This is a genomic window from Effusibacillus pohliae DSM 22757, assembly GCF_000376225.1.
Classification (GTDB): Bacteria; Bacillota; Bacilli; order Tumebacillales; family Effusibacillaceae; genus Effusibacillus; species Effusibacillus pohliae.
Genome location: NZ_AQXL01000097.1, coordinates 1 through 22,172, shown reverse-complemented (window position 1 = coordinate 22,172; position 22,172 = coordinate 1). Strand labels below are relative to the sequence as shown.

21 protein-coding genes, 1 rRNA gene and 1 pseudogene are annotated in these 22,172 nt (G+C 54.2%); 8 read left to right on the top strand and 15 right to left on the bottom strand.

The window, feature by feature from the left end; genetic code table 11:
• Both C230_RS0103960 and megL read right to left on the bottom strand, forming a co-directional pair.
• Window positions 1-137 (bottom strand): 16S ribosomal RNA (locus tag C230_RS0103960); the annotation flags it as partial.
• 455 nt (window positions 138-592) lie between these two features.
• Window positions 593-1,777 carry a methionine gamma-lyase gene (gene megL / locus C230_RS0103955; RefSeq protein WP_026174124.1) on the bottom strand — a complete coding sequence of 395 codons (1,185 nt, stop codon included), beginning with the start codon at window positions 1,775-1,777 and terminating at the stop codon, window positions 593-595.
• Window positions 1,778-1,944: 167 nt separating this feature from the next.
• Here megL and C230_RS19390 point away from each other — a divergent pair, with 167 nt between their 5' ends.
• A complete protein-coding gene (locus C230_RS19390; RefSeq protein WP_018130741.1) occupies window positions 1,945-2,607 on the top strand; it encodes a 3D domain-containing protein in 663 nt (220 codons plus the stop codon).
• A gap of 48 nt (window positions 2,608-2,655) precedes the next feature.
• Here the strand turns inward: C230_RS19390 and C230_RS21210 are convergent, their stop codons facing one another.
• The 5 genes from C230_RS21210 to hepT are packed head-to-tail and all read right to left on the bottom strand — an operon-like array spanning window position 2,656 to window position 6,693.
• Complete coding sequence (locus C230_RS21210) at window positions 2,656-3,645, bottom strand: cupin domain-containing protein (RefSeq protein ID WP_018130740.1); 990 nt, start codon at window positions 3,643-3,645, stop codon at window positions 2,656-2,658.
• 25 nt (window positions 3,646-3,670) lie between these two features.
• Complete coding sequence (locus C230_RS0103940) at window positions 3,671-4,477, bottom strand: ABC transporter permease (protein WP_407635572.1); 807 nt, start codon at window positions 4,475-4,477, stop codon at window positions 3,671-3,673.
• Window positions 4,474-5,274: an ABC transporter permease gene (locus tag C230_RS19380; protein ID WP_018130738.1), complete on the bottom strand. Its 801-nt coding sequence runs from the start codon at window positions 5,272-5,274 to the stop codon at window positions 4,474-4,476. Before C230_RS19380 ends, C230_RS0103940 begins: the two co-directional genes overlap by 4 nt.
• The gene (locus C230_RS0103930; RefSeq protein WP_018130737.1) at window positions 5,258-6,253 is read right to left on the bottom strand and encodes an ABC transporter ATP-binding protein; all 996 of its coding nucleotides are present in this window, start codon (window positions 6,251-6,253) and stop codon (window positions 5,258-5,260) included. The genes C230_RS19380 and C230_RS0103930 overlap by 17 nt, the downstream gene beginning before the upstream one ends.
• Window positions 6,250-6,693 (bottom strand): type VII toxin-antitoxin system HepT family RNase toxin, encoded by a 444-nt coding sequence (gene hepT, locus C230_RS19375; protein ID WP_018130736.1) that lies wholly within the window; start codon window positions 6,691-6,693, stop codon window positions 6,250-6,252. The genes C230_RS0103930 and hepT overlap by 4 nt, the downstream gene beginning before the upstream one ends.
• 236 nt (window positions 6,694-6,929) lie before the next feature.
• Here hepT and thiE point away from each other — a divergent pair, with 236 nt between their 5' ends.
• The 5 genes from thiE (at window position 6,930) to C230_RS0103900 (ending at window position 12,868) form a co-directional block, all read left to right on the top strand.
• Window positions 6,930-7,682 carry a thiamine phosphate synthase gene (gene thiE / locus C230_RS0103920; protein ID WP_245533964.1) on the top strand — a complete coding sequence of 251 codons (753 nt, stop codon included), beginning with the start codon at window positions 6,930-6,932 and terminating at the stop codon, window positions 7,680-7,682.
• A 41-nt stretch (window positions 7,683-7,723) separates the two neighbouring features.
• A complete protein-coding gene (thiO, locus tag C230_RS0103915; RefSeq protein WP_018130734.1) occupies window positions 7,724-8,848 on the top strand; it encodes a glycine oxidase ThiO in 1,125 nt (374 codons plus the stop codon).
• 380 nt (window positions 8,849-9,228) lie between these two features.
• Window positions 9,229-10,188 (top strand): GntR family transcriptional regulator, encoded by a 960-nt coding sequence (locus tag C230_RS0103910; RefSeq protein ID WP_018130733.1) that lies wholly within the window; start codon window positions 9,229-9,231, stop codon window positions 10,186-10,188.
• Window positions 10,189-10,275: 87 nt separating this feature from the next.
• On the top strand, window positions 10,276-12,003 hold the full coding sequence (locus C230_RS0103905) for a 2-oxoacid:acceptor oxidoreductase subunit alpha (protein ID WP_018130732.1): 1,728 nt from the start codon (window positions 10,276-10,278) through the stop codon (window positions 12,001-12,003).
• A gap of 1 nt (window position 12,004) precedes the next feature.
• On the top strand, window positions 12,005-12,868 hold the full coding sequence (locus C230_RS0103900; RefSeq protein WP_018130731.1) for a 2-oxoacid:ferredoxin oxidoreductase subunit beta: 864 nt from the start codon (window positions 12,005-12,007) through the stop codon (window positions 12,866-12,868).
• A gap of 131 nt (window positions 12,869-12,999) precedes the next feature.
• Here the strand turns inward: C230_RS0103900 and C230_RS0103895 are convergent, their stop codons facing one another.
• From C230_RS0103895 to C230_RS0103875, 5 genes are all read right to left on the bottom strand, one after another.
• A complete protein-coding gene (locus C230_RS0103895) occupies window positions 13,000-14,118 on the bottom strand; it encodes an alanine racemase (RefSeq protein ID WP_018130730.1) in 1,119 nt (372 codons plus the stop codon).
• Between the two features lie 83 nt (window positions 14,119-14,201).
• Window positions 14,202-14,711 carry an NUDIX hydrolase gene (locus C230_RS0103890; RefSeq protein WP_018130729.1) on the bottom strand — a complete coding sequence of 170 codons (510 nt, stop codon included), beginning with the start codon at window positions 14,709-14,711 and terminating at the stop codon, window positions 14,202-14,204.
• A complete protein-coding gene (locus C230_RS0103885) occupies window positions 14,708-15,628 on the bottom strand; it encodes an NAD(P)/FAD-dependent oxidoreductase (RefSeq protein WP_018130728.1) in 921 nt (306 codons plus the stop codon). Before C230_RS0103885 ends, C230_RS0103890 begins: the two co-directional genes overlap by 4 nt.
• Window positions 15,621-16,208: a 5' nucleotidase, NT5C type gene (locus C230_RS0103880; protein WP_245533965.1), complete on the bottom strand. Its 588-nt coding sequence runs from the start codon at window positions 16,206-16,208 to the stop codon at window positions 15,621-15,623. Before C230_RS0103880 ends, C230_RS0103885 begins: the two co-directional genes overlap by 8 nt.
• Before the next feature lie 5 nt (window positions 16,209-16,213).
• Complete coding sequence (locus tag C230_RS0103875) at window positions 16,214-17,371, bottom strand: class I SAM-dependent methyltransferase (protein ID WP_018130726.1); 1,158 nt, start codon at window positions 17,369-17,371, stop codon at window positions 16,214-16,216.
• Between the two features lie 20 nt (window positions 17,372-17,391).
• Here C230_RS0103875 and C230_RS19370 point away from each other — a divergent pair, with 20 nt between their 5' ends.
• A complete protein-coding gene (locus C230_RS19370) occupies window positions 17,392-18,039 on the top strand; it encodes a S8 family serine peptidase (protein ID WP_083910438.1) in 648 nt (215 codons plus the stop codon).
• A gap of 590 nt (window positions 18,040-18,629) precedes the next feature.
• Here C230_RS19370 and C230_RS0103860 read toward each other — a convergent pair.
• The 3 genes from C230_RS0103860 to C230_RS22335 form a co-directional block, all read right to left on the bottom strand.
• On the bottom strand, window positions 18,630-19,952 hold the full coding sequence (locus tag C230_RS0103860) for a hypothetical protein (RefSeq protein WP_018130723.1): 1,323 nt from the start codon (window positions 19,950-19,952) through the stop codon (window positions 18,630-18,632).
• Window positions 19,927-20,478: a sigma-70 family RNA polymerase sigma factor gene (locus C230_RS0103855; protein WP_407635571.1), complete on the bottom strand. Its 552-nt coding sequence runs from the start codon at window positions 20,476-20,478 to the stop codon at window positions 19,927-19,929. Before C230_RS0103855 ends, C230_RS0103860 begins: the two co-directional genes overlap by 26 nt.
• A 193-nt stretch (window positions 20,479-20,671) precedes the next feature.
• Window positions 20,672-21,619, bottom strand: coding sequence for a M23 family metallopeptidase (locus C230_RS22335; RefSeq protein WP_156807335.1), 948 nt, complete (start codon window positions 21,617-21,619; stop codon window positions 20,672-20,674).
• Window positions 21,620-21,990: 371 nt separating this feature from the next.
• Between C230_RS22335 and C230_RS22330 the strand changes: the two are divergent.
• A pseudogene (locus C230_RS22330) lies at window positions 21,991-22,172 on the top strand (hypothetical protein); the annotation flags it as partial.

Genomic DNA, 22,172 nt, shown 5'->3' with positions numbered 1-22,172 from the left:
CAGGCAGGTTGCCCACGTGTTACTCACCCGTCCGCCGCTGGCTTCCAGAGAGCAAGCTCCCCTTCCGCCCGCTCGACTTGCATGTATTAGGCACGCCGCCAGCGTTCGTCCTGAGCCAGGATCAAACTCTCAAAACATGGATGTTTTGTCCGGCGTCGTCGCCACGGATGGCGACGCTCTTAGCCGGGCAACCACATCAAAAAGTTTTCCTAGCTCCCTACACGATTCAGTTTTCAAAGAACGACTTGGCCCTTTAGCGCCTTAGCGTTACTTGTGCCCCTTAGGTGCTTGCTCTTTGGGTGCACAAACAAACTGAACTCAACAGTACGTTTCGTTCGTTGTTCGCGCAACAACAATCGCTATAGTAACACATCCGGCCAATCATTGCAACTGGCAATTTTTCCTGCTACGGATGCTGCGGATGGTTCACATCCCTGCCGCAACTCTCTCGTTTCTGCCTTCGAACGGCGACAACTGTTATCCTATCACCTTGCCACCCGGGCATCAACCGGACCCGAGTAACAAAACCAAACAAAAGGCTTGAGTTCTGTCTGCTTTCCACAGCCAATCTCGCTCGCTCTTCATCTGCTTTTTACTTTGACAGAGCACCGTCCAAATCTTGCAGGATGTCGTCCACGTCCTCGATGCCAACCGACAAACGGATCAGCCCGTCGGTGATGCCAACCTGCAGCCGCTCCTCGCGTGGAATCACGGCGTGAGTCATCGACGCAGGATGCTGGATCAGCGTATGCACATCGCCCAACGAAACCGCCAACTGGCACAACCGCACCGAATTCATCACCCGGCGTCCCTTTTCCACCCCGCCTTTCACTTCAAAACTGAGGGTTCCCCCGAATCCGTTCATCTGCTGTTTCGCCAACTCATATTGGGGAAAATCGGGCAATCCCGGATAAAGCACCCGCTCCACGGCAGGATGGTCGCGCAGGAACTCGGCCACTTTCATCGCATTCGCACAATGCTTATCCATGCGCACTGTCAGCGTTTTCAAACCGCGCAGCAGCAAAAACGCGTCGAACGGCCCCATCACACCCCCGATATCCTTTAAAAACGATTTTTTGATGGAGGTCATCAGTTCTTTCGAACCGACCGCCAGTCCGCCAACCACATCGCCATGCCCGCTGATGTATTTGGTGGCTGAATGGACCACCACATCGGCTCCCAGTTCCAGAGGACGCTGCAGATAAGGGGACATGAACGTATTGTCGACCACAATCTTCACGTTGTGCGGCTTAACCAACTGCGCCAAGGCACGAATGTCGGACAGTTTCATCGTCGGATTTGCAGGCGTCTCCAGATACAGCACGGTCGTTTCCGGCCGCAGCGAATCCATCACTTTTTGCATGTCTGAAGTGTCGACAAACGAGACGCAAACCCCAAAACGTTCCGCCAAAATCGATTGGAAAAACGCGAACGTACAGCCATACAGTGCATCGGACGCGATGATATGATCCCCTTTTTTCACCAAGCCCATCATCACGTGCGAAATGGCCGCCATGCCGGAACCGAACGCAACGCCCATTTCCCCGTTTTCGAGGATGGCGATCCGTTCCGCGAGCGCGTCGACCGTCGGATTGCCCAGCCGCGAGTACATGTAGCCTTCTTCCGTGCCGCCGAAGCGGGCGGCTCCTTGCTCCGGATTTTCGAACACGAATGTAGACGTCTGAAAAATCGGCAGTGTCAACGCGCCGGTCGCCGCTTCCGGCTGATACCGTTCGTGCAGCAACCGGGTGGTAAATCCTTTCCATTCCTCTGACATTGCATTCCCTCCCTGCGGTTGTACTTCATCATATTCAATTTCCGCTAAAAAGCGGGCTTTCATGAATCGACCCCATGCATAATCCAGCGATTTTTGCGCAATCTAGTTGGGGACACCCGTGAACAAAGCGGAGTGATCATCCTGATTCAAAATGAGGTGACCGTCCAATGGACATCCCCCGATGGCGGATTGCTGTATTGGCAGCCATTGCGTTTGCAACGCTGTCGCGCAATCCCCATGCTGTTGCCACGGCGCCGGTCACTACCAGGGCAACGGCAAATACTTCGCCGGCTACTTTTACGTACGAAGTTCAGCCGGGTGATACTTTGTGGAAAATTGTTCAGCGTTTTCAAGTGGACCTCGATCAACTGGCGGAACTGAATCCGCCCGCCCACCTGAAAAAATTGGGCGAAGGCACAAAACTGAGCATTCCGGAAAAACGGTCGATCAGCGCCGCGCAACCGGTGCTGGCCACTCCCAAACCGATCGCCTACAGCCGATCCGGAACGCCGCTTCATTACAGCCGGCTGTTGCATTGCAAACTGACCGCCTATACGGCCGGACCGGAGTCGACCGGCAAGCAGCCCGGCGATCCCGGTTACGGCATCACCGCTTCCGGCAAAACAGCAGCCGAAGGCCGAACAATCGCCGTCGATCCGCGGGTGATTCCGATCGGCAGCAAGGTATATATAGAAGGGATCGGATTTCGTGTGGCGGAAGATACAGGAGGCGCGGTCAAGGGAGAGCATGTCGACATCTTTTTCAATGACATTCGGACCGCCGTCGAATTCGGCGTGCAAAAAGACATCTCCGTGTATGTGTTAGAATAAAATTGCACAAACAAGCGGCGCGGCAGCCCCCCACGGCACGCGCCTTTTTCAACGTTCTTTTCGAGTCGGAACCCCCGGCAACACCTGCGGAACAAAGGATCCGTTGCGCAAACGACGGTAGCCTGTGTCATAATGAATTCGAAGATCGTTGTCGGTATCGACAGCGTCCAAAGGAACTTGATGGGCCCACCCCTTGCCTCTCAAAAGGATCTCAGCATGATCCGGGTAGATACAAAGATCGGTCGCTTCCATATCTCCCCAAATTTCAATATCAAGAATCGTGACCGTGCGGCCAGAATGATTATAGACCTGTGTGGCAAGGCCAATTCCCTTCGGTTTTGTTACGAGATCCCCCGTATTCACCACCTGTTCACGGCTCCCTATGCGAAATTTGCAGCTTCCCTCCAGAACCAGGTAGATCTCATCAACAGTCGAGTGTGAGTGATGACGTGAGTAGACAGCACCGGGTTGCAAAGTGTATTTTTGGACATACACATTGTCGATTCCGAGCATGGCCTGATACAAAGTAACCGTTTCATTTGCATTGCCGCTGGTCTGATGACGCAATAAATCAGTGTCTCCGTTGGCGGGGATGACAGGAGGCACCCAAGCGTCAACCACAGAATCGAGTTGAAGTGGATCTGTCATACCATCCCACTTACTAATTCTCTCTACTGTTTCCGAATAAAAAGACAATTGCCTCAAAATGAGCTCTTCCACTTCCGGCGTACAATTCGGAAGCAACACCAGCACAGATGCCTGTTCGTGATGTAAAGACCGTGCGATCACATCCGTCGATCCACTGAGCGCCGATTGCATCCACTTCACAAACAGTCTGCACGCGTTCCGCAATCCACCCCCGGCGGGCAACCGCAGATGAACCGCCCCCTGCTCCCAGGTGTACCCCCTTCCAAAATACATCTCCCATGCCAAGTCGATTCGTAGAATCCGCGACTCATCCAACCTTACTCCAATCGCACGTAGCCGGTCGATTACTTCGCCACTGACCGCTTGCACGGGTAATACCCGGATTTGCATGGTCAACCCTCCAATTTTTCCTTAATCAACTGCTGGCCGACGTGTAAAACCGCAGCGCCCGTTTCCAGAACCACCGGGTCAAACCAAACGTGGTGCAGGCGATCGCAACGGAAACCAGCACCTGGGCTCCCCCCAATTTTCCAATCAAAGAAGCGGCGGGAAACGTGGTCATCACAGCCACCGGAAAGACATAGGTGAGCAGCACCCGCAGCCAGCCGCGGTACACTTGTACGGGGTAGCGGCCCGTCTCAAACAGCGAAGAAAACAGAAACGAGATGTTCTCCACCTTCACGAACCAGAACGACAGCGTCATCACGCCCATCCACAGCGAATAGAGCGTAACGACGGAAGCGAGCATCAGTACCAAAAATTCCAGCACGCTGCCGACAGTCACCCGCATCCCCGCGCCATACATGCCAAACGAGACGATCGCAAAGCCGGTCAGAATATCGGCCAACTTCCAGATCGCAATGTGCCGGAACGAGATGAAAAATTGGCTGTCCACCGGCTTGGTCAAAATGAAATCGAGCGTCCCTTTGCGGATATGCTGGACGATCCGGCCGATGTTCGGCTGCAGCACCATGCCGGCAAACCCTTGCAGGGCGTTAAAAATTCCCAAGAGGATCAGCATCTCGTAAAATCCCCAGCCGCCCAGGCTTTTCGTCTGGTAGAAAAACACCTGCACGGTCAGCACCGCCATCGCCGCCCCGAACAGAGTGGCCAGCAGATTCGAGACAAAATGGGAGCGGTATTCCATCTCCTCGACCAGTGCAGCCCGCAAGAACTCCCGCAAAATCCGCAAGTGCCGTTGGATGCCGGACAATGTTTTCACCCTCCCGCCGCTCCGTATTTTTTCAGGCCCATTCGCCACATCACCACGTACAGCGTGAACAACGCAATCATCCATATCCCTTGCACAACAAATCCGTGCAGCGCAGCCATTTGCGTCCACGGCCGCGTCAGCAAGTCTACCGGAAACCCCAGCATCCAGTAGAACGGGCTGATCTCGGCGATCCATCGGACGAACGGCGGCAGCAAGGCAAGCGGCGCGATCATGCCGCGCAAAAAGTATCCGATCCCGTCAAGCAGCGTAAACACGGCCACCGACCGGTTGGTCCAGAAAGCCAGCAAACCGATGCAATACCCGAACAAATAGCGGATCGCCGCGGCCAACATGATCGCTGCAGCGGCCGCACCCCACTGCCACCCCGTCAGTTGCAGGCGAACCGCCGGAAAAAAGAACCAGGCGATCCCCCACACCGCCGCCATGATCGCCAGATAGAACAGCTTGTACACCAGATTTTCTGCAATCCGCCAGTGAATCGGGTTAAACGGTCGCACCAAATAGGAAGAAAAAGTGCCTTCCCGGATCTGCACGTCCAACTCCCAGACGTCCCACGAAATCGTCAATCGCATAACAAACATCGCTGCCAGAAAATAGCGGATCAAATCATCCGTGCCGTACCCTCCGACCTGCCCCTCGCGGGCGACCGCCAGCCAGACTGCCAAAGTCACCAGCGGCGTGACGAACGAACCGAACATGTAGAAGAACGTTTCCCCTCGGTATTCGAGCAAAATTAGCCAGGCAACCCGCATCAGATGATAATATTTTTTACACAGTCGCCGCATTCGCATCCCTCTCAAATGCCAGGCCGATCACATCTTCCAGAGCGGGATCCTCGATCGTAAAATCGGAAATCGGCAGGCTCGACAGAATACCAGCAGAGCGGGAGGACACCTCCACACGCGGCAGCCGCAGGGACACGCGCGGATACTCGTAGGACATGAGTTCCCCGTGAACCCGCAATTCCGCTTCCGGCACCGGCTGTTTCAGCACCAGGTTGGCCATTTTATAGGGCGCGAACCGCTCAACAAGCGCATCCAGTTCCCCGTCGTACAAAATTTTCCCGCGGTTGATCAGGATCACCCGCCTGCAAAGCGCCGCCACGTCCGCCATGTAGTGGCTGGTCAACAGAATCGTCGCTTTGTGCCGTTCATTGTACTGTTTGATGAACTGCCGAATCGCCTCCTGCATGTTCACGTCCAGCCCGATGGTCGGTTCGTCAAGGAACAGAATCTGCGGCCGGTGGATCAGCGAGGCGGCCAATTCGCACTTCATCCGCTCCCCGAGCGACAACTGACGTACCGGTTTGCGCAGCACCGGCTGCAACTGCAGCAGATGCACCAGCTCATCGAGCGTTTCCCAAAACTCGCGATCCGGAATCTCGTACACCGCCTGATTCACCAAAAATGTTTCCATCGGCGGCAAATCCCAGATCAGCTGCGACCTTTGCCCCATCACCAGTGAAAATTTTCGTTTAAAGGCGGTTTCATGCCGAAACGGAACATGCCCCGCTACCTCCACCAAACCGGAAGTCGGATACAGGAGGCCGGTCAACACCTTCATGGTGGTCGTTTTGCCCGCTCCGTTCGGTCCGAGAAAGCCGACGATCTCGCCCGGCTCAATCCGGAAGGAAATGTCCTCGATCGCCTTGACCAGCCGGTACTGCCGGCGAAACAAACTTTGCACAGCGCCCCGAAACCCCGCCTGCCGCTCATGCACCCGGAAAAATTTGGTCAAATGTTCTACGTGAATTCCCTGCGTCATGCCGGACTCCCTAACTTCACATAGTCGGCCACATAGCTTTGGAACTGGGCAAACTCCCCCGTATGCTCCGCAATCATCCGATACAGGCGGTCGACATCCCGTTGCAGATACTCATGTGCCAGAATCCGGCGGAATTGGACCACTTCCATGAACGATTTCGTGAACGTTTGCGGAAACACGTTCTCTTCCGCCAACACCTGGACGATGTCCTCATACGAGCTCGGGTCCCGCATGATCAGCGCGTCGATGATCAGATTCCCCACATCGGTCGCGCATTCGAGAGCAATGTGCAGTGCCCGCTCCCCCGCCGCCTGCAGAATGGTGTCATTGCGAAATTGGTCGGCCGGTACCGCCGCCACTTTTTGCAAAATGCCGATGCAGCGGTCCATCTCAGCAAAATACTGCCAAATCTGCTGCCGATGCTGATCTGTGATGAACATGATCCATCCGTTCCTCCTGTCTGCTGCTTTCACCGCTTTCCTTATTTTACAAGAAATCGCGCGGAAAGCCCAGCCGGAGTCACGCCGCCACATCCCGCCTGGTAAACAGCAGCCAGGCCACCGCATGGAAAATCACGAAGCATTGACCCTGATTTTGCAACGGTGCTACAATGATAGACAATAGATTGGTACAGTAGACTGAAACTGTCCGCCACTTGCCGCTAACATGTCGAACAGTGCGGCTGCAACAGCGCTCCACCGCCGCGTTGCAGCCCGGCGACGCGACCGACTGTGCGGCTGGCGGTTTTATTTTGCCGGATGGGAGTCAATGGTTTATGCAGACAGAAGCGCGTTTTCAATTGCACATGATCACGGATGGGCTGAAACAGGTGGAGGAATTGCGGTCGATCGTCGAAAGGGCGCTGCGCGGCGGTACCGATGCGATTCAGCTCCGGTACAAAGCGGCCCCCGCGCTCGACCTGTACACGTTGGGGCAGATTCTGAAACCGGTGATCGACCGCTCCGGCGGCAAGCTGCTGATCAACGACCGGTTGGATGTCGGGCTTGCGCTTTCCGCAGACGGCGTTCACCTGGCTGGAAAAAGCCTGCCGGTCGACGCCGCCCGCCGCATCGTCGGCCCACACATGCTGCTCGGCTGTTCGGTGCATTCGGTGGAAGAAGCGAAGCGGGCGGAACAACAGGGAGCCAGCTATGTGACATTCGGCCATATTTTTCCGACCCAATCGAAGCCCGGCCTGCCGCCGCGCGGAGTCGGAGGATTGCGGGACGTGGTGGAGGCGGTTTCGATTCCCGTGCTGGCGATCGGCGGCATTACGGCTGACAATGTCGACGAAGTTCTGGCCACAGGCTGCGCCGGCATCGCCGTAATCGGAGCGATCTTGAACGGGCAGGACCCGGAGTTGGCCGCGCGCCAACTGCGAAACAAGCTGGACGCCAGCGGGCACAGACCACGGTTTCGCTTGCCGTGAGCCTGCCGGTAGTCGACTGTGAGAACAAGGGGGAACCGAAATTGCGAACTGCATACGACGTTTGTATTATCGGAGGCGGTGTCATCGGCTGCGCGATCGCCTATTACACCGCGAAAAAAGGGCTGCGTCCGCTCGTGATCGAAAAACATACGCTCGGCAGCCAGGCGACCCAGGCGAGCGCCGGCATGCTGGGGGCGCAGGTGGAAATGGAACGTCCGGATCCGCTCTACCGCCTGGGACTCAAAAGCCGCGCTCTGTACGGACAACTGCGAGCCGAATTGCAAGACTTGTGCGGAGTGGATATTGAACTGCGGACATGCGGCATGCTGCGGTTGGCCCTGTCGGAAGCGGAACGGGAAACGCTCTTGGCCAGATGCGACTGGCAGACGGCCGGCGGCCAACGGGCGGAATGGTTGGAAGACGAGGATTTGCGCAGGGACATCGGCGATCTGTTCGGCCCGACGTTTGGCGCCCTGTTCCTGCCGGATGACCACCAGGTCCGCAGCGTGGCGCTCTTGCGAGCGCTTGCAGCCGCCGCATCCGAATTGGGAGCCGCATTTCTCGAACATACGGAAGCGATCGGCTTCCTGCGCGAAGAAGACCGCATCGTCGGCGTGGAAACGAACAACGGCCGGTTTGCAGCCAATCATGTGGTGCTGGCGGCAGGCGCCTGGAGCGGTTTGCTGAGCCAGTGGGCGGGCGTCGATCTCCCGGTGCTTCCCGTCAAGGGACAGTCTGTGCTGGCGGCAACCCGCACTCCGCTCACGCCGTACACCGTCTTTACGCACGGCACCTACATCGTGCCAAAAGTGACCGGCCACACCTATATCGGCGCGACGATGGAGCGAACCGGATTCGACCAAACGCCGACCCTGCAGGGGATCGTCCGCGTCCTTTCCGATGCGGTTCGGATTTTGCCCGGCCTTGGAATATCGGGGTTGGCCGGTCAGTTGGTCGGCTTGCGGCCGGGTACGGAAGATGGACTGCCATTTTTGGGAGAAGTTCCGGGCGTCGCCGGCCTGCTCGTGGCGACCGGCCACCTGCGCAACGGCATCCTGCTAGCTCCGATCACCGGTCTTGTCATGTCCGAACTGATTGCCGGCGAGAATCCGAGCGTGGATCTGGCTCCTTTCGGCCTGTCCCGTTTGCAAGGAAAGCGGCCGTAGCAAAAAAGCACTGGCACCTTGCCGGCGGCAGGATGGACACCTGTCCGCGCTGCGATGGCCGGGTCCAATATCCTCAGGCGACTGCCCATTTTTTGTAAGACATCAAAAATAAAAGTCCATTTTCATCATTTTACGGAGACGCGTGCAAATGCGGCTGCCTGGTCACGGGGATCGGGCAGCCGCCTCTCAGAGCCATGTGTGCACAATGGATTACAGCCTGGACGTTCCACCTTTCATTTAACAAATAAAATTTTAAGAAACCGTGAAATTTCACTTTCAGAACCACGTACGATGGAGTATAATAGTATCGAAAAACAGATTTGGATCAATGGATTAGTCCAAACCACCTTTTGTAAAGACCAATTTTGGGGGTGACGTTCGTGCCATTTCCAATTGTCCGCAAAAACGGAATTCCGTTGTACGTTCAAGTAAAAGAAGCTGTTTTGGCGGAAATTAAAAGTGGACAATGGAAAGCGGGCGACAAGCTACCCACCGAGCGTGAGCTGTCGGAAAAACTGAAGGTCAGCCGCAACACAGTCAGCCAGGCGTATCAGGAACTGGAAGCGGAGGGCGTGCTTACTTCCGTACAGGGACGCGGCACGTTCGTCTGCGACCGGGACGATGCGGTGCTGATCGAAAACCGCAAGGATCTGCTCAACAAGATCATCGATATCGCGCTGGAAGAAGGCCTTCAACTGGGGTTCACGATCGATGAATTTGTCGAGATAACCGAACAGCGGGCGAAAGAAAAAAAAGAATTTCTGACCAACGTACAGGTTGTGTTCATTGAATGCAACCGCGAGCAGGTCGATTTTTTTGCGAAGAAGCTGCAGTTCGGTTCCGGCGTGACGATCACGCCGCTCGTGTTGGATGAGTTTCGCCGAAACAAGGAAGAATACCTGCCCAAGGTGCTTGCTTCCGACCTTGTCGTGACTACTTTCTTCCATTATGATGAAGTCAAGGAACTTGTCCGGAACCGCAGCCAAGTGTTGGCGATTGCGTTGGACCCGCAATTGGAAACGATCGTCAAGATCGCCCGGATTCCGCAGGGAAAACGGGTCGGTCTCGTCTGCCGTTCGGACAATTTTGCCAGCAAGGTGCTGCTCGCGTTGAAAAACGCAGGACTTGACATGTCGATTGACGTCTCCATCGGCAGCCAACCGGATGAGCTGGCTTCGTTTGTTGCGGCGCATGACGTGCTGATCGTTTCACCCGGCCGCCGGCGTGAAGTGGAATCGCTCAGCACCCGCCGGCAAGATGTGATTGAGTTCATTTACAAACCGGATGTCGCTTCCATTAACTTATTGCGCGCGGCACTGATCGATATCCGCCGTCAATAAGACTGTATGGGAGAAAGCGTTATCCCGGATTTTGTATAAGGCGCAACAAAAAACGCCACTATTTAGAAGTATTGGGGAGTGTACAGGATGTTAGATCAGCTTTCATGGAAGGTTGGAGGGCAACAAGGGGAAGGGATTGATTCCACCGGTGAAATTTTCGCAACCGCCCTCAACCGCCACGGGTACTTCGTATACGGGTACCGTCATTTTTCTTCGCGGATCAAAGGCGGCCACACCAACTACAAGATCCGCGTCAGCACCAAACCGCGTCCGGCGAACGCTGACAACCTTGACATGCTGATCGCGTTCGACCAGGAGACGATCGATTTCAACGCACACGAACTGCGGCCCGGCGGCGTCATCATCGCCGACGAGAAATTCAATCCGGTCGCTCCGGAAGGCATGACAGTTCGCTTCTTTACGGTTCCGCTCACGAAATTTGCCGAGGAAGCGGGCTCCGCGATTATGAAAAACATGGTAGCGCTCGGGGCATCCGCGTGCGTACTGGGATTGCAGCCAGAAACTTTTGAGAGCTTGATTTCCGACATGTTCCTGCGCAAGGGACAAAAAGTCGTGGATTCAAATATGGCGGCAATTCGCAAAGGGTTCCAGTTTATGAAGGAAAACGGCGGCGAAATCGCCGAGTTCCGGCTGAAGCCGGGTGACGGCAAGCAGCGTCTGTTCATGATGGGGAACGACGCGATCGGACTTGGCGCATTGGCGGCCGGCGCGCGAATCATGCCGGCTTATCCGATCACACCCGCGTCCGATGTGATGGAATATCTGATTAAGAAATTCCCGAAAGTGGGCGGCCACGTGATCCAAACGGAGGACGAAATCGCTGCGATCACGATGGCGATCGGAGCCAATTACGCGGGTGTCCGCGCATTGACCGCTACTTCCGGCCCGGGGCTGTCGCTGATGATGGAAGCGATCGGTCTGGCCGGCATGACGGAAACTCCCGTCGTGATTATCGATACCCAGCGCGGCGGCCCGTCCACGGGGATGCCGACCAAGCATGAGCAATCGGACATGTATGCCGTACTGTTCGGCACGCACGGTGAAATTCCAAAGATCGTACTGGCTCCGGCAACCGCCGAAGAATGTTTCTACATGACGATTGATGCGTTCAATTATGCGGAAAAATATCAAACGCCCGTCATCCTGATCACCGATCTCGCGCTGTCGCTTGCCAAGCAGACGGTGGAACCGCTCGACTACGACCGGATCACGATCAACCGCGGCAAACTGGCGACGGAGGAGCAACTGGCGGCGATCGAGCCCGGCAAGCTGTTTAAACGCTATGCATTCACGGAAGACAACATTTCGCCGCGGGTATTCCCCGGACAGAAAGGCGGCATCCACCACGTAACCGGTGTCGAGCATACGGAAGTGGGACGCCCGACGGAAGACGCTGCAATCCGCACCAAGATGATGAACAAGCGTCTGAACAAAGTGCGGGGCGAATTCCCGAACTCCGTATCCTATACGGGAGCGGAAAATCCCGATCTGCTGGTAATCGGGGTCGGCTCGACGATCGGCGTGATCGATGAGGCGCTGGAACGGCTGACGGCGGAAGGCAAGAGCGTGGCGCACGCGCATGTCCGCGTGTTGTCTCCCTTCCCCACCGAAACGCTGCAGAAATATGTCGACCGGGCGAAAAAAGTATTGGTGGTTGAAAACAACGCGACGGGCCAGTTGAAACACCTGATGCAGTTCTTCGACATCAAGGGCGAATTCCTGTCCCAGTTGAAATATGACGGCAATCCGTACCTGCCGAGCGAAATTTACGCCCATTGTAAGGAGCTGATCTAAAGTGGCAACAGTCAAAGATTTTCGCAACGAAGTCCGTCCGAATTGGTGTCCCGGCTGCGGAGACTTCTCCGTACAGGCAGCGATCCAGCGGGCGTTGGCCAATACCGGCCGCGAGCCGGAAAATGTCGCGATCATCTCCGGTATCGGCTGCTCCGGCCGGATCTCCGGTTATATCCACTCCTACGGCGTGCATGCCATCCACGGGCGGGCGCTGGCAGTTGCGCAGGGCGTTAAACTGGCGAACCGCGACCTGACCGTGATTGCAGCGGGAGGTGACGGAGACGGGTTCGGAATCGGTTTGAACCACTTCATGCACGCGGTTCGCCGTAACATGGACATCACTTACATCGTGATGGACAATCAGATTTACGGTCTGACCAAGGGGCAGACGTCTCCGACATCCGCCCACGGGTTCAAGAACAAGACCACGCCGGAAGGGAACATCGAACACGCGCTGACTCCGACCCAGGTGGCGCTCGGCGCAGGCATCTCGTTCCTGGCGCAGGGCTTCTCGACCGATATCAACCAGTTGACCCGCTTGATCGAGGAAGCGATCAACTACAAAGGGTTCGCGCTGGTCAACGTGTTCTCGCCGTGCGTAACGTTTAACAAAGTCAACACGTACGACTGGTACAAGCAAAACATCGTCAACCTGGACAACGATCCGGATTACGATCCGACCAACCGCGCGGCGGCGATGGCGAAGATCGTGGAGACGAACGGCTTGTGCACGGGCCTGATTTTCAAAGAAGAACGGGTGGCGTACGAAGATCTGATTCCAGGCTACAAAAAAGAACCGCTGGTTCATCAGGACATTACCCTCAGCCGTGAACTGTTTGCTGAGTGCCTGAAAGAATTCGCGTAAACAGGTCGTTTCGTTTGACCTGGCTGCCATCAAAGCAATCGGTGCCTTTTGCAGCGGTTTGCGTCACTTTGATGGGAACGAGACCCCGCTGTCCATGAAGGAAGCGGGGTCCTTGTTGTTTGAAAAACCATCTATCGCACTTTGCCCCGAGCCACCACTTTCCAGCGATCCCGGATGCCGCGCCGATCGACCACGATCAATTCATCCGCCAGATTGACAACCGGACATGCATGGTTCGGGATGATTTCCAGATAGTCGCCGACTCGCAGCGGATCGTCCGGCACTACCCGAACGATACCGTGTTCCTCCGACAACCGTTCGATCACCGCCTGCGGATAGCCCACCACATACCCGTAGCCGGCCACCCCTTCCAGTCCGTGCGCGCCGCGGTCAAGCGCCAGTGTTTTGGCTCCCGCGTCGATGACGATTCGGTCCGCTTCCGGCCGGCTCACCACCTGTGCAACCACGCGCAAAGCGCAACGCTCGATCGGCACTACTCCCAGCCGCACCTGTGTCATATCGTAAAATACATAATTGCCCGGCCGAATCTCCGTCACCCCCGGCACCGTTCCGGATATTTTGACGGTCGGCGTCGAACCGACGGAGATTTCGCGTGCATTGACACCATCCTCCGGTCTGAGCAATTCCGCAGTATACAATAAACTGAGCGCTTCCTCCCGGCCGATTTTTTGCAATATTTCCGGTGTAGGAGCCCCGTATGCGTGGCCGGCATGCGTCAACAAGCCAACCAAACGGATTCCGGCAAAACGGGCCGCCTGCCGCGCCAACTCCGCCGCGTCTTCACCCGGCTGCCTGCCGCAGCGGCGCAGGCCGCTGTCAATTTTCACGTATACATCGATCTGCCGGTTGCGCGCCGCAAAAAAATCGGACAACGCGATCGCTCCATCCAGTGAATCGATCACAGCAGCAACCCGAATCCGTTCCGCCAATGCCGCAAGCCGTTCCAGCTTGGGTGTGCCAATCAGCGGATAAGCGATCAGGATGTCCGCACATCCGTGATCCGCCAACGCTTCCGCTTCTCCGATTTTGGCAACGGTGATACCGACCGCTCCGCGTTCGATTTGCAGCCGGGCGATTTCTGCCGTTTTATGCGTCTTTGCGTGCGGACGCAGTTTCACGCCATGAGCGCGGGCAAACCCCGCCATGTCATCCAAATTGGCGAGCAGCTTCTCATAATCCACAAGTACCGCCGGGGTGTCGATCTCGCCAAACTTCCAAAATCGTTCCATCGGTTTCTCCTCCTATGGCGGTTCTGCCGTGCCAGTGACTCCTCTGCATCGATCCGTCCATCCAGCACGTATCCTGCTCTTGCTCATTTGGCAAACGGATGGTTCAATTGTGCAATCCGCCGCAACACATACGGATACACGCTGTCCCGCAAAATCGGGGAATAGCCGGCATCCTGCCTGATCAATTCCGGATCCGGGGGCGCATCGCAGACTCGTACATCCTCCGTTTCAAAATCGGGCGGCAGCGGATGCAGACAGGCCACTCGGGCAATGTAGACCGATTTGATCATCGGGGGCCGGTTTTCCTCGACGATCACATACTGGCCGATCCATTCGATCGCATCGATTTCGGCTCCGGTTTCTTCGTACGTCTCGCGGATCGCCGCCTGAATCGGCAGCTCATTCGGTTCAACCGTACCGCCGGGCACCTCCCAGCCCCGTCTGCTGTGCTTCGCCAGCACCAGCTTCCCGTGATAAAAAGGCATTACCAGCACATAGCCAGCCGGTTTCACCTCGGCCGGATCAAACGACAATGTCACTTGTCCCCCATACGCACCCGGAAATTGAAACGTGTCCGGTTTGTTTGCGCTCATTCGAAGCCCTCCCCGGTCTCGATTCGCTGGGAAATCGTTTTGGCGGCCAGCATGCCTTGCGCCACCGAAGCGGCGACGCTGGAAAAAAGCGGCCGGGTGCAAAGATCACCCACGGCAAACACATTGCGGACACTCGTTTCGCTGCACGCATCCACCAGCACGTATCCGTCTGCGTCCGTCCGTATTTGCCCGGCGAGCGGGCGGCTGTTCGGTTCCACGCCAATCCGCACAAACACCGCTTCTACGGGAATCGTTTGTTGGGTACCCTCTGTCTCCACCACAATGCCGGCAACCCGGTCGCCGCCCACAATCTGTTTCACCACCGAATCGGTCAGGATGCGAATCCGCGGGTGATTCCGCACCAGGGCCATAAACTCTTTGCGTGCCCGGAACCGTTTGCTTCGATGCACCAGCGTGACGTGCGCCCCATGCTCGGCGAGCAGCAGCGCCCCTTCCGCCGCCCGGTCACCGCCGCCGATGACGGCCACCCGTTTATCCCGAAACCGTTCCTTGTCGCGGGAAGCTGAATACACCTCGTTGCGTGCGATCATTTCCGCTTCGCCGGGAACCCCAAGCGGCCGGTCATGCGAGCCCAACCCGAGGATCAGCGCTCTCCCCCGGTACTCCCCTTGATTGGTCAAAATCCGTTTTTCCTGCAGGTAAAACCCGGTTGCTTCGACACCGCACCGGTAGGGGCAGCCGAGCTCATTTACGTGGGAGGCAAACCTCTGTTGCAATTCCTTGCCGTTGGCAGCCGGCAGGCCGAGATAATCGATGATTGGATTGTTTACCCGCAACAGTTGCCCGCCCAATTGCTCGTCCCGTTCCAGCAAGATCGCCTTCAATCCCAAACGATGACACCAGACCAAGGCGGACATGCCGCCGGGTCCGCCGCCGACAATCACCACGTCATACATCCGCAGCACTCCCTTTCCGCCGCCCCCCTTCGCGAATCTGTTCCTTCGCCGCCAGGAACGAATCCACTTTTTCCTCAAACTCGAGCCAACCGGACACCCGGAAACAGGGCACATCACGGTTGTACGGATAGTCCATCGCCACCGCCACCCGTCCGCTGTCGAGAAATCCCTGCAGGTTATGCGGCGCGTCATCAAACAACAGATCGCCGCAGATCATATCCTTGCGATGGGCAAAAATCAGATTTTGCCGCCCGATGAACGGCAGATGCCGCATCACCCACTCCTCTTTTTCCCGATAAGCGACGACCGACGGCGAAGCAGTCACTATCAAAATGTCAAACCGCTTCGCCAGTCGTTCCAGCACCTCGACCGCATGCGGCAACGGCCGCAAATTGGCGAACAGGCCGGGCTCGTTCAGGTAGTCATAAATTTTTTCGCCGCATTCCGGCTTCACATACGACCTGGCATCCCAACGCAGCACCCGCTCCACCGTCAAATCGTCGTGGTAGTCCCGGTTGTAACGCCCGTACCACTCGGTCATCAAATCGACGATTACCGAGTCCATATCGATACAAAGCACTTGTTTCAATCCGCATCCACCCCAACGCAACTTCCTTTCCGCTGAATCAGCACCTTGCACGCGTCTCCCAGCCCTTGCGGCAAATACAGGGTCAACATTTTCTGCAGCTCAAAATCGGCCCGCAGATCTTGAAACGCCAACCGCTGCAGCTCAGTCACCTTGGCAAGAAACCCGAGCCCCTCCAAAAACTCTGTCTGCGTCAGAAACCAGATCGTCCGCAGCCCTTTTTCTTCGCCCATCCGCTGCAAATAGCTAAAATCCACATCCGCCGTGATGTCTTGCTCGCCTACCCGCTCATACGGGTTGAACACCAGCGTTTGCTTACGATAACAACGAATGCCGCCCGTTCGCACCGACTTCCGATACATGTCGGGCGCGAGGTCGCCGTAATCGATTGTCAGCACAAATCCCTGCCGCAGCGCATCCGCCATGGCGCCGATCGCATCACCGGCGAGCAGACTGACCGCCAACCGATCACCTTCCTCCAACTGCCGCAAAATCTCATCGGACAGCACGGACGCCAATTTTTCATCCGACAGCTGACCCGGTTCTTCTTCGAATACAGCGCCTTCTCCCGCATCCCGTACCGTCACGTACAGTTCCTGCAGTCGCCCGTCTTGCATCGTCAAGCGGTGAACCGGCAAAGCGTCAAACAATTCATTGCTGAAAACCACACCGGTCAAGGAACCGTAACCGGGCACTTCTGGCAGGGTAGAATGCCAGGAAATCCTTCCGTTCGCGATTTCACGTGTCGATTCTCGCTGCATTTCCCGCAAAACGGGACTTTGCTCGACGATCCGATATCGCAGATCGACAGGCTGACCTGTCCCTGTGCCAAATGCCGCCGCTTGCAGCCTGTCCCATTCGGCCAGCAAGTCACGAGCGAGCGCCCCCGTTCCCGCTCCCATCTCAACGATCGTAAACGCAGGCGGAGCATCCAACTGCCGCCAAAACCGAAACATCTGCCGGGCCACGCACTGCCCGAAAATCGGATGAATCATTGGGGAGGTATAAAAATCTCCCCGTTCCCCGATCGTCATCTCCGGCCGGTTGTAATATCCCCACTCCGGGTGGTAAAGCGCTTCCGCCATATAATCGGCAAAGGGGATGCGGCCGCCCGCCAACCGGATTTTTTCGATAATCCGTTTCTGTAACAAGTTCATGTTGTCACCCACTCGCCTTTATTCTAGCAGAAATCGAGGATCGCCGGGGGCCGGCATCTGAATCGTATCAGCATGATCCGCTTTGTCAAGCGTTGGAAAAAGCCTGGAAGGCAGGTCTCGTCGTGTGTGTCGCCGCGGGTAATGAAGGACCCGGTGAGAATACAATCAGTTCGCCCGGCATTGATCCGGTTTTGATTACGATCGGGGCAGCAGACGATAAGCGCACCGTCAATGAGGAAGACGACTCGGTAGCATCCTTCTCAAGCCGCGGACCAACCATTAACGGTGTAACCAAACCGGATATCGTGGCGCCCGGGGTCAATATCATTTCGCTGCGAGCACCTGGATCTGCCCTTGACCAATTGTATCCCCAACGCCGGGTCGATGACCAATATTTTTCCCTCTCCGGAACATCGATGGCAACGCCGATCTGTGCCAGTGCGGTCGCGCTGTTGATCGAAGCCAAACCGGATGCCACGCCGGATCAGATAAAAGCCGCCTTGACGGCAAGAGCAAAAGATCTGTTTCACAATCCCAATCTGGCAGGCCACGGATATGTGGATCTGCTCGGCGCCATCCAGACGCTCGGTGGAGCAAACACACCCCCGCAACCATGTCGTACCTCGATTGCATTCACCCCTGAAAATTGCCCAAATGATTTGCCGTGAGACCGCATCTGCAAATAGAGAAGTCGCCATCGAAGCGACAAGCATTACTGACTTGAACATTGTTACTGCGATGGCAAATGCGGCGCAACGTGGTGTTCGGGTCCGTCTGCTGATAGCTGTTTCGCTTCCGGAAAATATGGAGATCGTGCGTTTTCTCGCAGACAAGGGAGTCGATATACAGGCTTTAAACAATCGAACGAACAGGTTGGACAATTGTATACCGCTATCGCGATCATGGATGGCAGCCGGGCGATTTTGGGAAGTGGACCCTGGTCGTATCGGGATTTGTATGTAGAGAGAAAACATGCGGTGCTGACAGATGATCCGGAAGTTGTATACAAGATCTTGAAAGTTTGGGAAGATGAGTGGCAGCAAGCAACCGGGCACAAACTATACAGCGATACGAAGATACCGGCAGCATTTTGATCAAAGACCAGTTTGTCGCCTTTCGGACAGGAACCTGCACCGGAGTGGGTGCGGGTTCTTGTCAATCTGTCGATTCCTTTATTTAAAAGAGGCATACCCAATTACGCTCTTAAGTCCCAGCATCAGCTAGCTGGGGCTTAAATGTGTGTTCATGATATGCATTTTTATTCAATCGGTGCGTCCCTTTCAAATCCCGGTTTCTTAGCATATTCATAAATTTTTCCATCTTTGTTGTAATGAACAAGTATGCTTAGAACGGTGCTTTTATCAGTCCAGTTGATAAACAATTGCATCCTCATACGACCACTTCTAAGGCCGTCCCAATCCCCATACTGGCCAGTAAATGTATAGCTTGGATCGGCAACATAGTCAAAGCGCCACGCATTATTCCCAACTTCTACATCGTTAATTTCTTTATACTGATCACCAAAACGTGCTTTTACTTGTTCTTGGGTATCTCCCAGTTTCAAATTTTGTTTGATATAATCCAGAGTAATTGGGGCACCGTCGGATTCGCCACCGTTCAGTGGAACAGTGTTGATTTGTGCATTCGGATACTCAATATCAAAAACGAACTTACCACCTCTTGCTCCATAGTATGCAGTTAACTTTGGAACCTGAAATGTTCCTTGGAAAGTCCCATCCGGATTTACCGGATAATCAAAGCTATCAATGAGATGACGAGCCTCCCCTTTATCGATCCAATTGAGCGATACTTTCACCTTTTGGGTGGATTGGGATGTTCCATTCACCTTCCCGGAAATTGTAAGAACCGATCCGGATTTAATCGATTGACCTGCTGTCGGTGAGGTGACCACAATATTATACGGTAAAACAATCTCACCCTTTGAATTATAGAACTTGCCGCCTTGTTCAAATACATACCCGTTAAATTTGCTTCCCCAGAAAGTGCTTTGGCTTCCTGATAACGCAAACTGACCGACACTCAGAATCACTTGATCCCCCACTCGCGGATTGATCGCCCCTTTATCAGCAAGTCGTTCATCAAATCGTATTTCAACCGTCGATCCCACCTGAAACGGGAAATTAGGATTATCGACGGAGGAAGTGGACCCGATGATATTTTTTTCTACCTTCAAACTGAGCGATTTAAATTCTTCGGGAGTTTGATTGATGCTTACAATAATTCCTTGGACAGTATACGTTTTGCCCACGAGCTGCCACTTAGTTGAGGCCGATGCGAACGTTTCTGCTTGTGGAGTTTTACTCGATGGATCTGTCAGTTGGACTGATGGATGGTCCGTCCATTTGTCCCATACCTGCGGTACAATAAGAGCTGACGTGCCGACAATGGCAAGTACCGCTACAGTACTTTTTGTCCAACTATTCTGTATTGACGACTTGGAAGCATTCGGGAGAGAGCGCATTACACGCTCTTGCAACCGGAAAACCACTTCATCAGAAACTTGCAAGGTCTTTCGCACATGTTGCCGCGCCTCATCAAAGAATTTGTCCATTGGTTCCATGCACCTCCCCTCCAGACAGTTCTTCTTTCAGTTTGTCTATCCCACGCTTGATTCTCACGCGGACAGTTGACTCTTTAAGACGAAGTAATTCTGCTATTTCTCTCGACTTCAGTTGCTCGAAGTAATGCAATACAATCACTTCCCGATATTTTACTGGTAATGCCATCACTTTACGAACCAATTCGTTTTCGTTCAGTTTCCGAATCACTTCTTGCTCGGGGGACTCACCAGTTTTCCATTCTAAAAATGTCTGTGAAAAGACCAATTTCCGATAGTTCCAAGACCTCAGATAATCCTTACACGTATTTACAGTAACTCGGTACAGCCATGTTGCCACACTTGATTCTCCCCGGTACTCTTCCATCTTTTTATAGACACGCAGAAACACTTCTTGGGCGATGTCCTCCGCAACCATCTGGTCTTTTACGAAATAAAAAGCTGTACGAAGAACCATTTGGCTGTGTTCATGGATCCAGTCACTTAATACCGCTTTTTTCTCGCTCTCAAGTTCTTGCAAGTGGGTCACCTCGATCCCAATCCATAACTACCTGTTAGACGAAGCCAAAGACTCTTTTGTTACATAAAAGATTCGTCCATTTTAGATTTAAACGAATCGACTCCATCTTTCACAAAGTATGAAAAAGCGAACAAAGGGGAAGGTTTTCGTCACCAGCTTCCCTGTTCGCTCAAAGTAGTTCGATTCATTCGGAGATTTTCGTTTAGAAAGTGACAGTCTTATATCCATAGGTTCCTTTTGAAAGGTCTGGGCCGGTACTCAACTCTCCTGTATCGTAAACACTCACAGGGTAAAGTACCCAACGCTCCGTCGATTTACGTCTGCCAGCAATAAAGTATTCATAGGTGCCAGTTGAAGGGAATGTCACTGCATACCTGTAAGTTGACCCATTTACAGTGTAACAAGCGGTAGACGTCCAACTGCCCCCCGGTGTCCGATAATACAGTCTCACATCGGTAAGGGGATCAACATAACTATTAGAGTCCCAAGCGTCAAAATAAATCGTCCTGTTTCTGCCATCAACATTGAAGTTCTTGTATACTGCAAATTTTTGAATTGTAGAACTGCTTTGCCCACCCAACGTAACATGTTGCAAAGGGTTTGCGCCCACTCGTGAAGAATAGGTTACCCATCCTACATCAGCAGAAAGAGAATCTAGTAGCTCAAAGTGCAAATGAGCGGGTACACCTCCTGAATTACCGGAATAAGCCGTATAATCGCTAAGAGTCGGAGTCGAATTTTCCGCCATCACAAACGCCGATAGATGCATGTACATACTATAATAAAGTTTGTTGTAAGTCGAATTGTAGTAACGAATGGTTTGAGTAAGGCCACCAGCACTTCTAAGATCTTCATTCCTCAGGATGCGGGCAGGTGTTTGCATTGGTCCCACTGGTCTACCGTACGCAACAGACTGGTCAACACCGGTATGTGGTCCATGTGCGGAATCAGCCGATCCACGAGGTTCATTCCAAGAGCTTCCAACCTCAGCGTTTACATCCGTCCCAAAAAGTGGAGAATATACAGTACCAATCGTGCTCCTATAGTCTTCATATGCCCATTGGTTTTGGGGTACGTGTGTGGCTGAGGCAGTGGAAACAAGAAACACTACAGACAAAACAGACACCACAGCTGTTTTTGATTTTTTCATCCTGTGCTATCCTCCCTATTTCGATACGTCGGCGATCCATGAAGAATTATCATCAAGGTAGGTAAGAATTTTGTTGTTATCTAACCAGTGGATGGCTCCTAGCGGATATAAGCTTGCTGCTCCTGTTGGTTTTCCGTATGACTTGATCGTCATGGTTGAAGTATCTTGTTACCGCTCACGCTATTTGGCGGCGAGTGAGCGGTTTTTTGTCAGGTTCAATGTCGGAGGATTCTTTGGATGATTGTCGTATCATGATCCGTATCGTAACGACAATGCTTTTAAAAACGAGGTGACCAACATCTCTGTTCCCGCCAACGGGTCGATCCCAAATATTCACTTTTCGTCAAATATTATCCTCAAGCGCTTCGTTCGTGAAAGATGAAAACATGCGTAATGGCGAGAAAAACGAAGAAAACATTAATTCTTTGAGGGAGGCGGTCATCGAATATAGCAAGGAATTGAAATTGCCCATGATCCGCAAACATATCGAAGAGCATGTCCAGGAGGCGATGCAGCAGGATATAAGTTACGAGGAATTTCTGGCCCACCTGCT

Coding starts and splice junctions, on each gene's coding strand:
- megL (WP_026174124.1), bottom strand. CDS start 1,777: ATGTCAGAGGAATGGAAAGGATTTACCACCCGGTTGCTGCACGAACGG.
- C230_RS19390 (WP_018130741.1), top strand. CDS start 1,945: ATGGACATCCCCCGATGGCGGATTGCTGTATTGGCAGCCATTGCGTTT.
- C230_RS21210 (WP_018130740.1), bottom strand. CDS start 3,645: ATGCAAATCCGGGTATTACCCGTGCAAGCGGTCAGTGGCGAAGTAATC.
- C230_RS19380 (WP_018130738.1), bottom strand. CDS start 5,274: ATGCGGCGACTGTGTAAAAAATATTATCATCTGATGCGGGTTGCCTGG.
- C230_RS0103930 (WP_018130737.1), bottom strand. CDS start 6,253: ATGACGCAGGGAATTCACGTAGAACATTTGACCAAATTTTTCCGGGTG.
- hepT (WP_018130736.1), bottom strand. CDS start 6,693: ATGTTCATCACAGATCAGCATCGGCAGCAGATTTGGCAGTATTTTGCT.
- C230_RS0103905 (WP_018130732.1), top strand. CDS start 10,276: ATGTTAGATCAGCTTTCATGGAAGGTTGGAGGGCAACAAGGGGAAGGG.
- C230_RS0103895 (WP_018130730.1), bottom strand. CDS start 14,118: ATGGAACGATTTTGGAAGTTTGGCGAGATCGACACCCCGGCGGTACTT.
- C230_RS0103890 (WP_018130729.1), bottom strand. CDS start 14,711: ATGAGCGCAAACAAACCGGACACGTTTCAATTTCCGGGTGCGTATGGG.
- C230_RS0103885 (WP_018130728.1), bottom strand. CDS start 15,628: ATGTATGACGTGGTGATTGTCGGCGGCGGACCCGGCGGCATGTCCGCC.
- C230_RS0103875 (WP_018130726.1), bottom strand. CDS start 17,371: ATGAACTTGTTACAGAAACGGATTATCGAAAAAATCCGGTTGGCGGGC.
- C230_RS0103860 (WP_018130723.1), bottom strand. CDS start 19,952: ATGGAACCAATGGACAAATTCTTTGATGAGGCGCGGCAACATGTGCGA.
- C230_RS22335 (WP_156807335.1), bottom strand. CDS start 21,619: ATGAAAAAATCAAAAACAGCTGTGGTGTCTGTTTTGTCTGTAGTGTTT.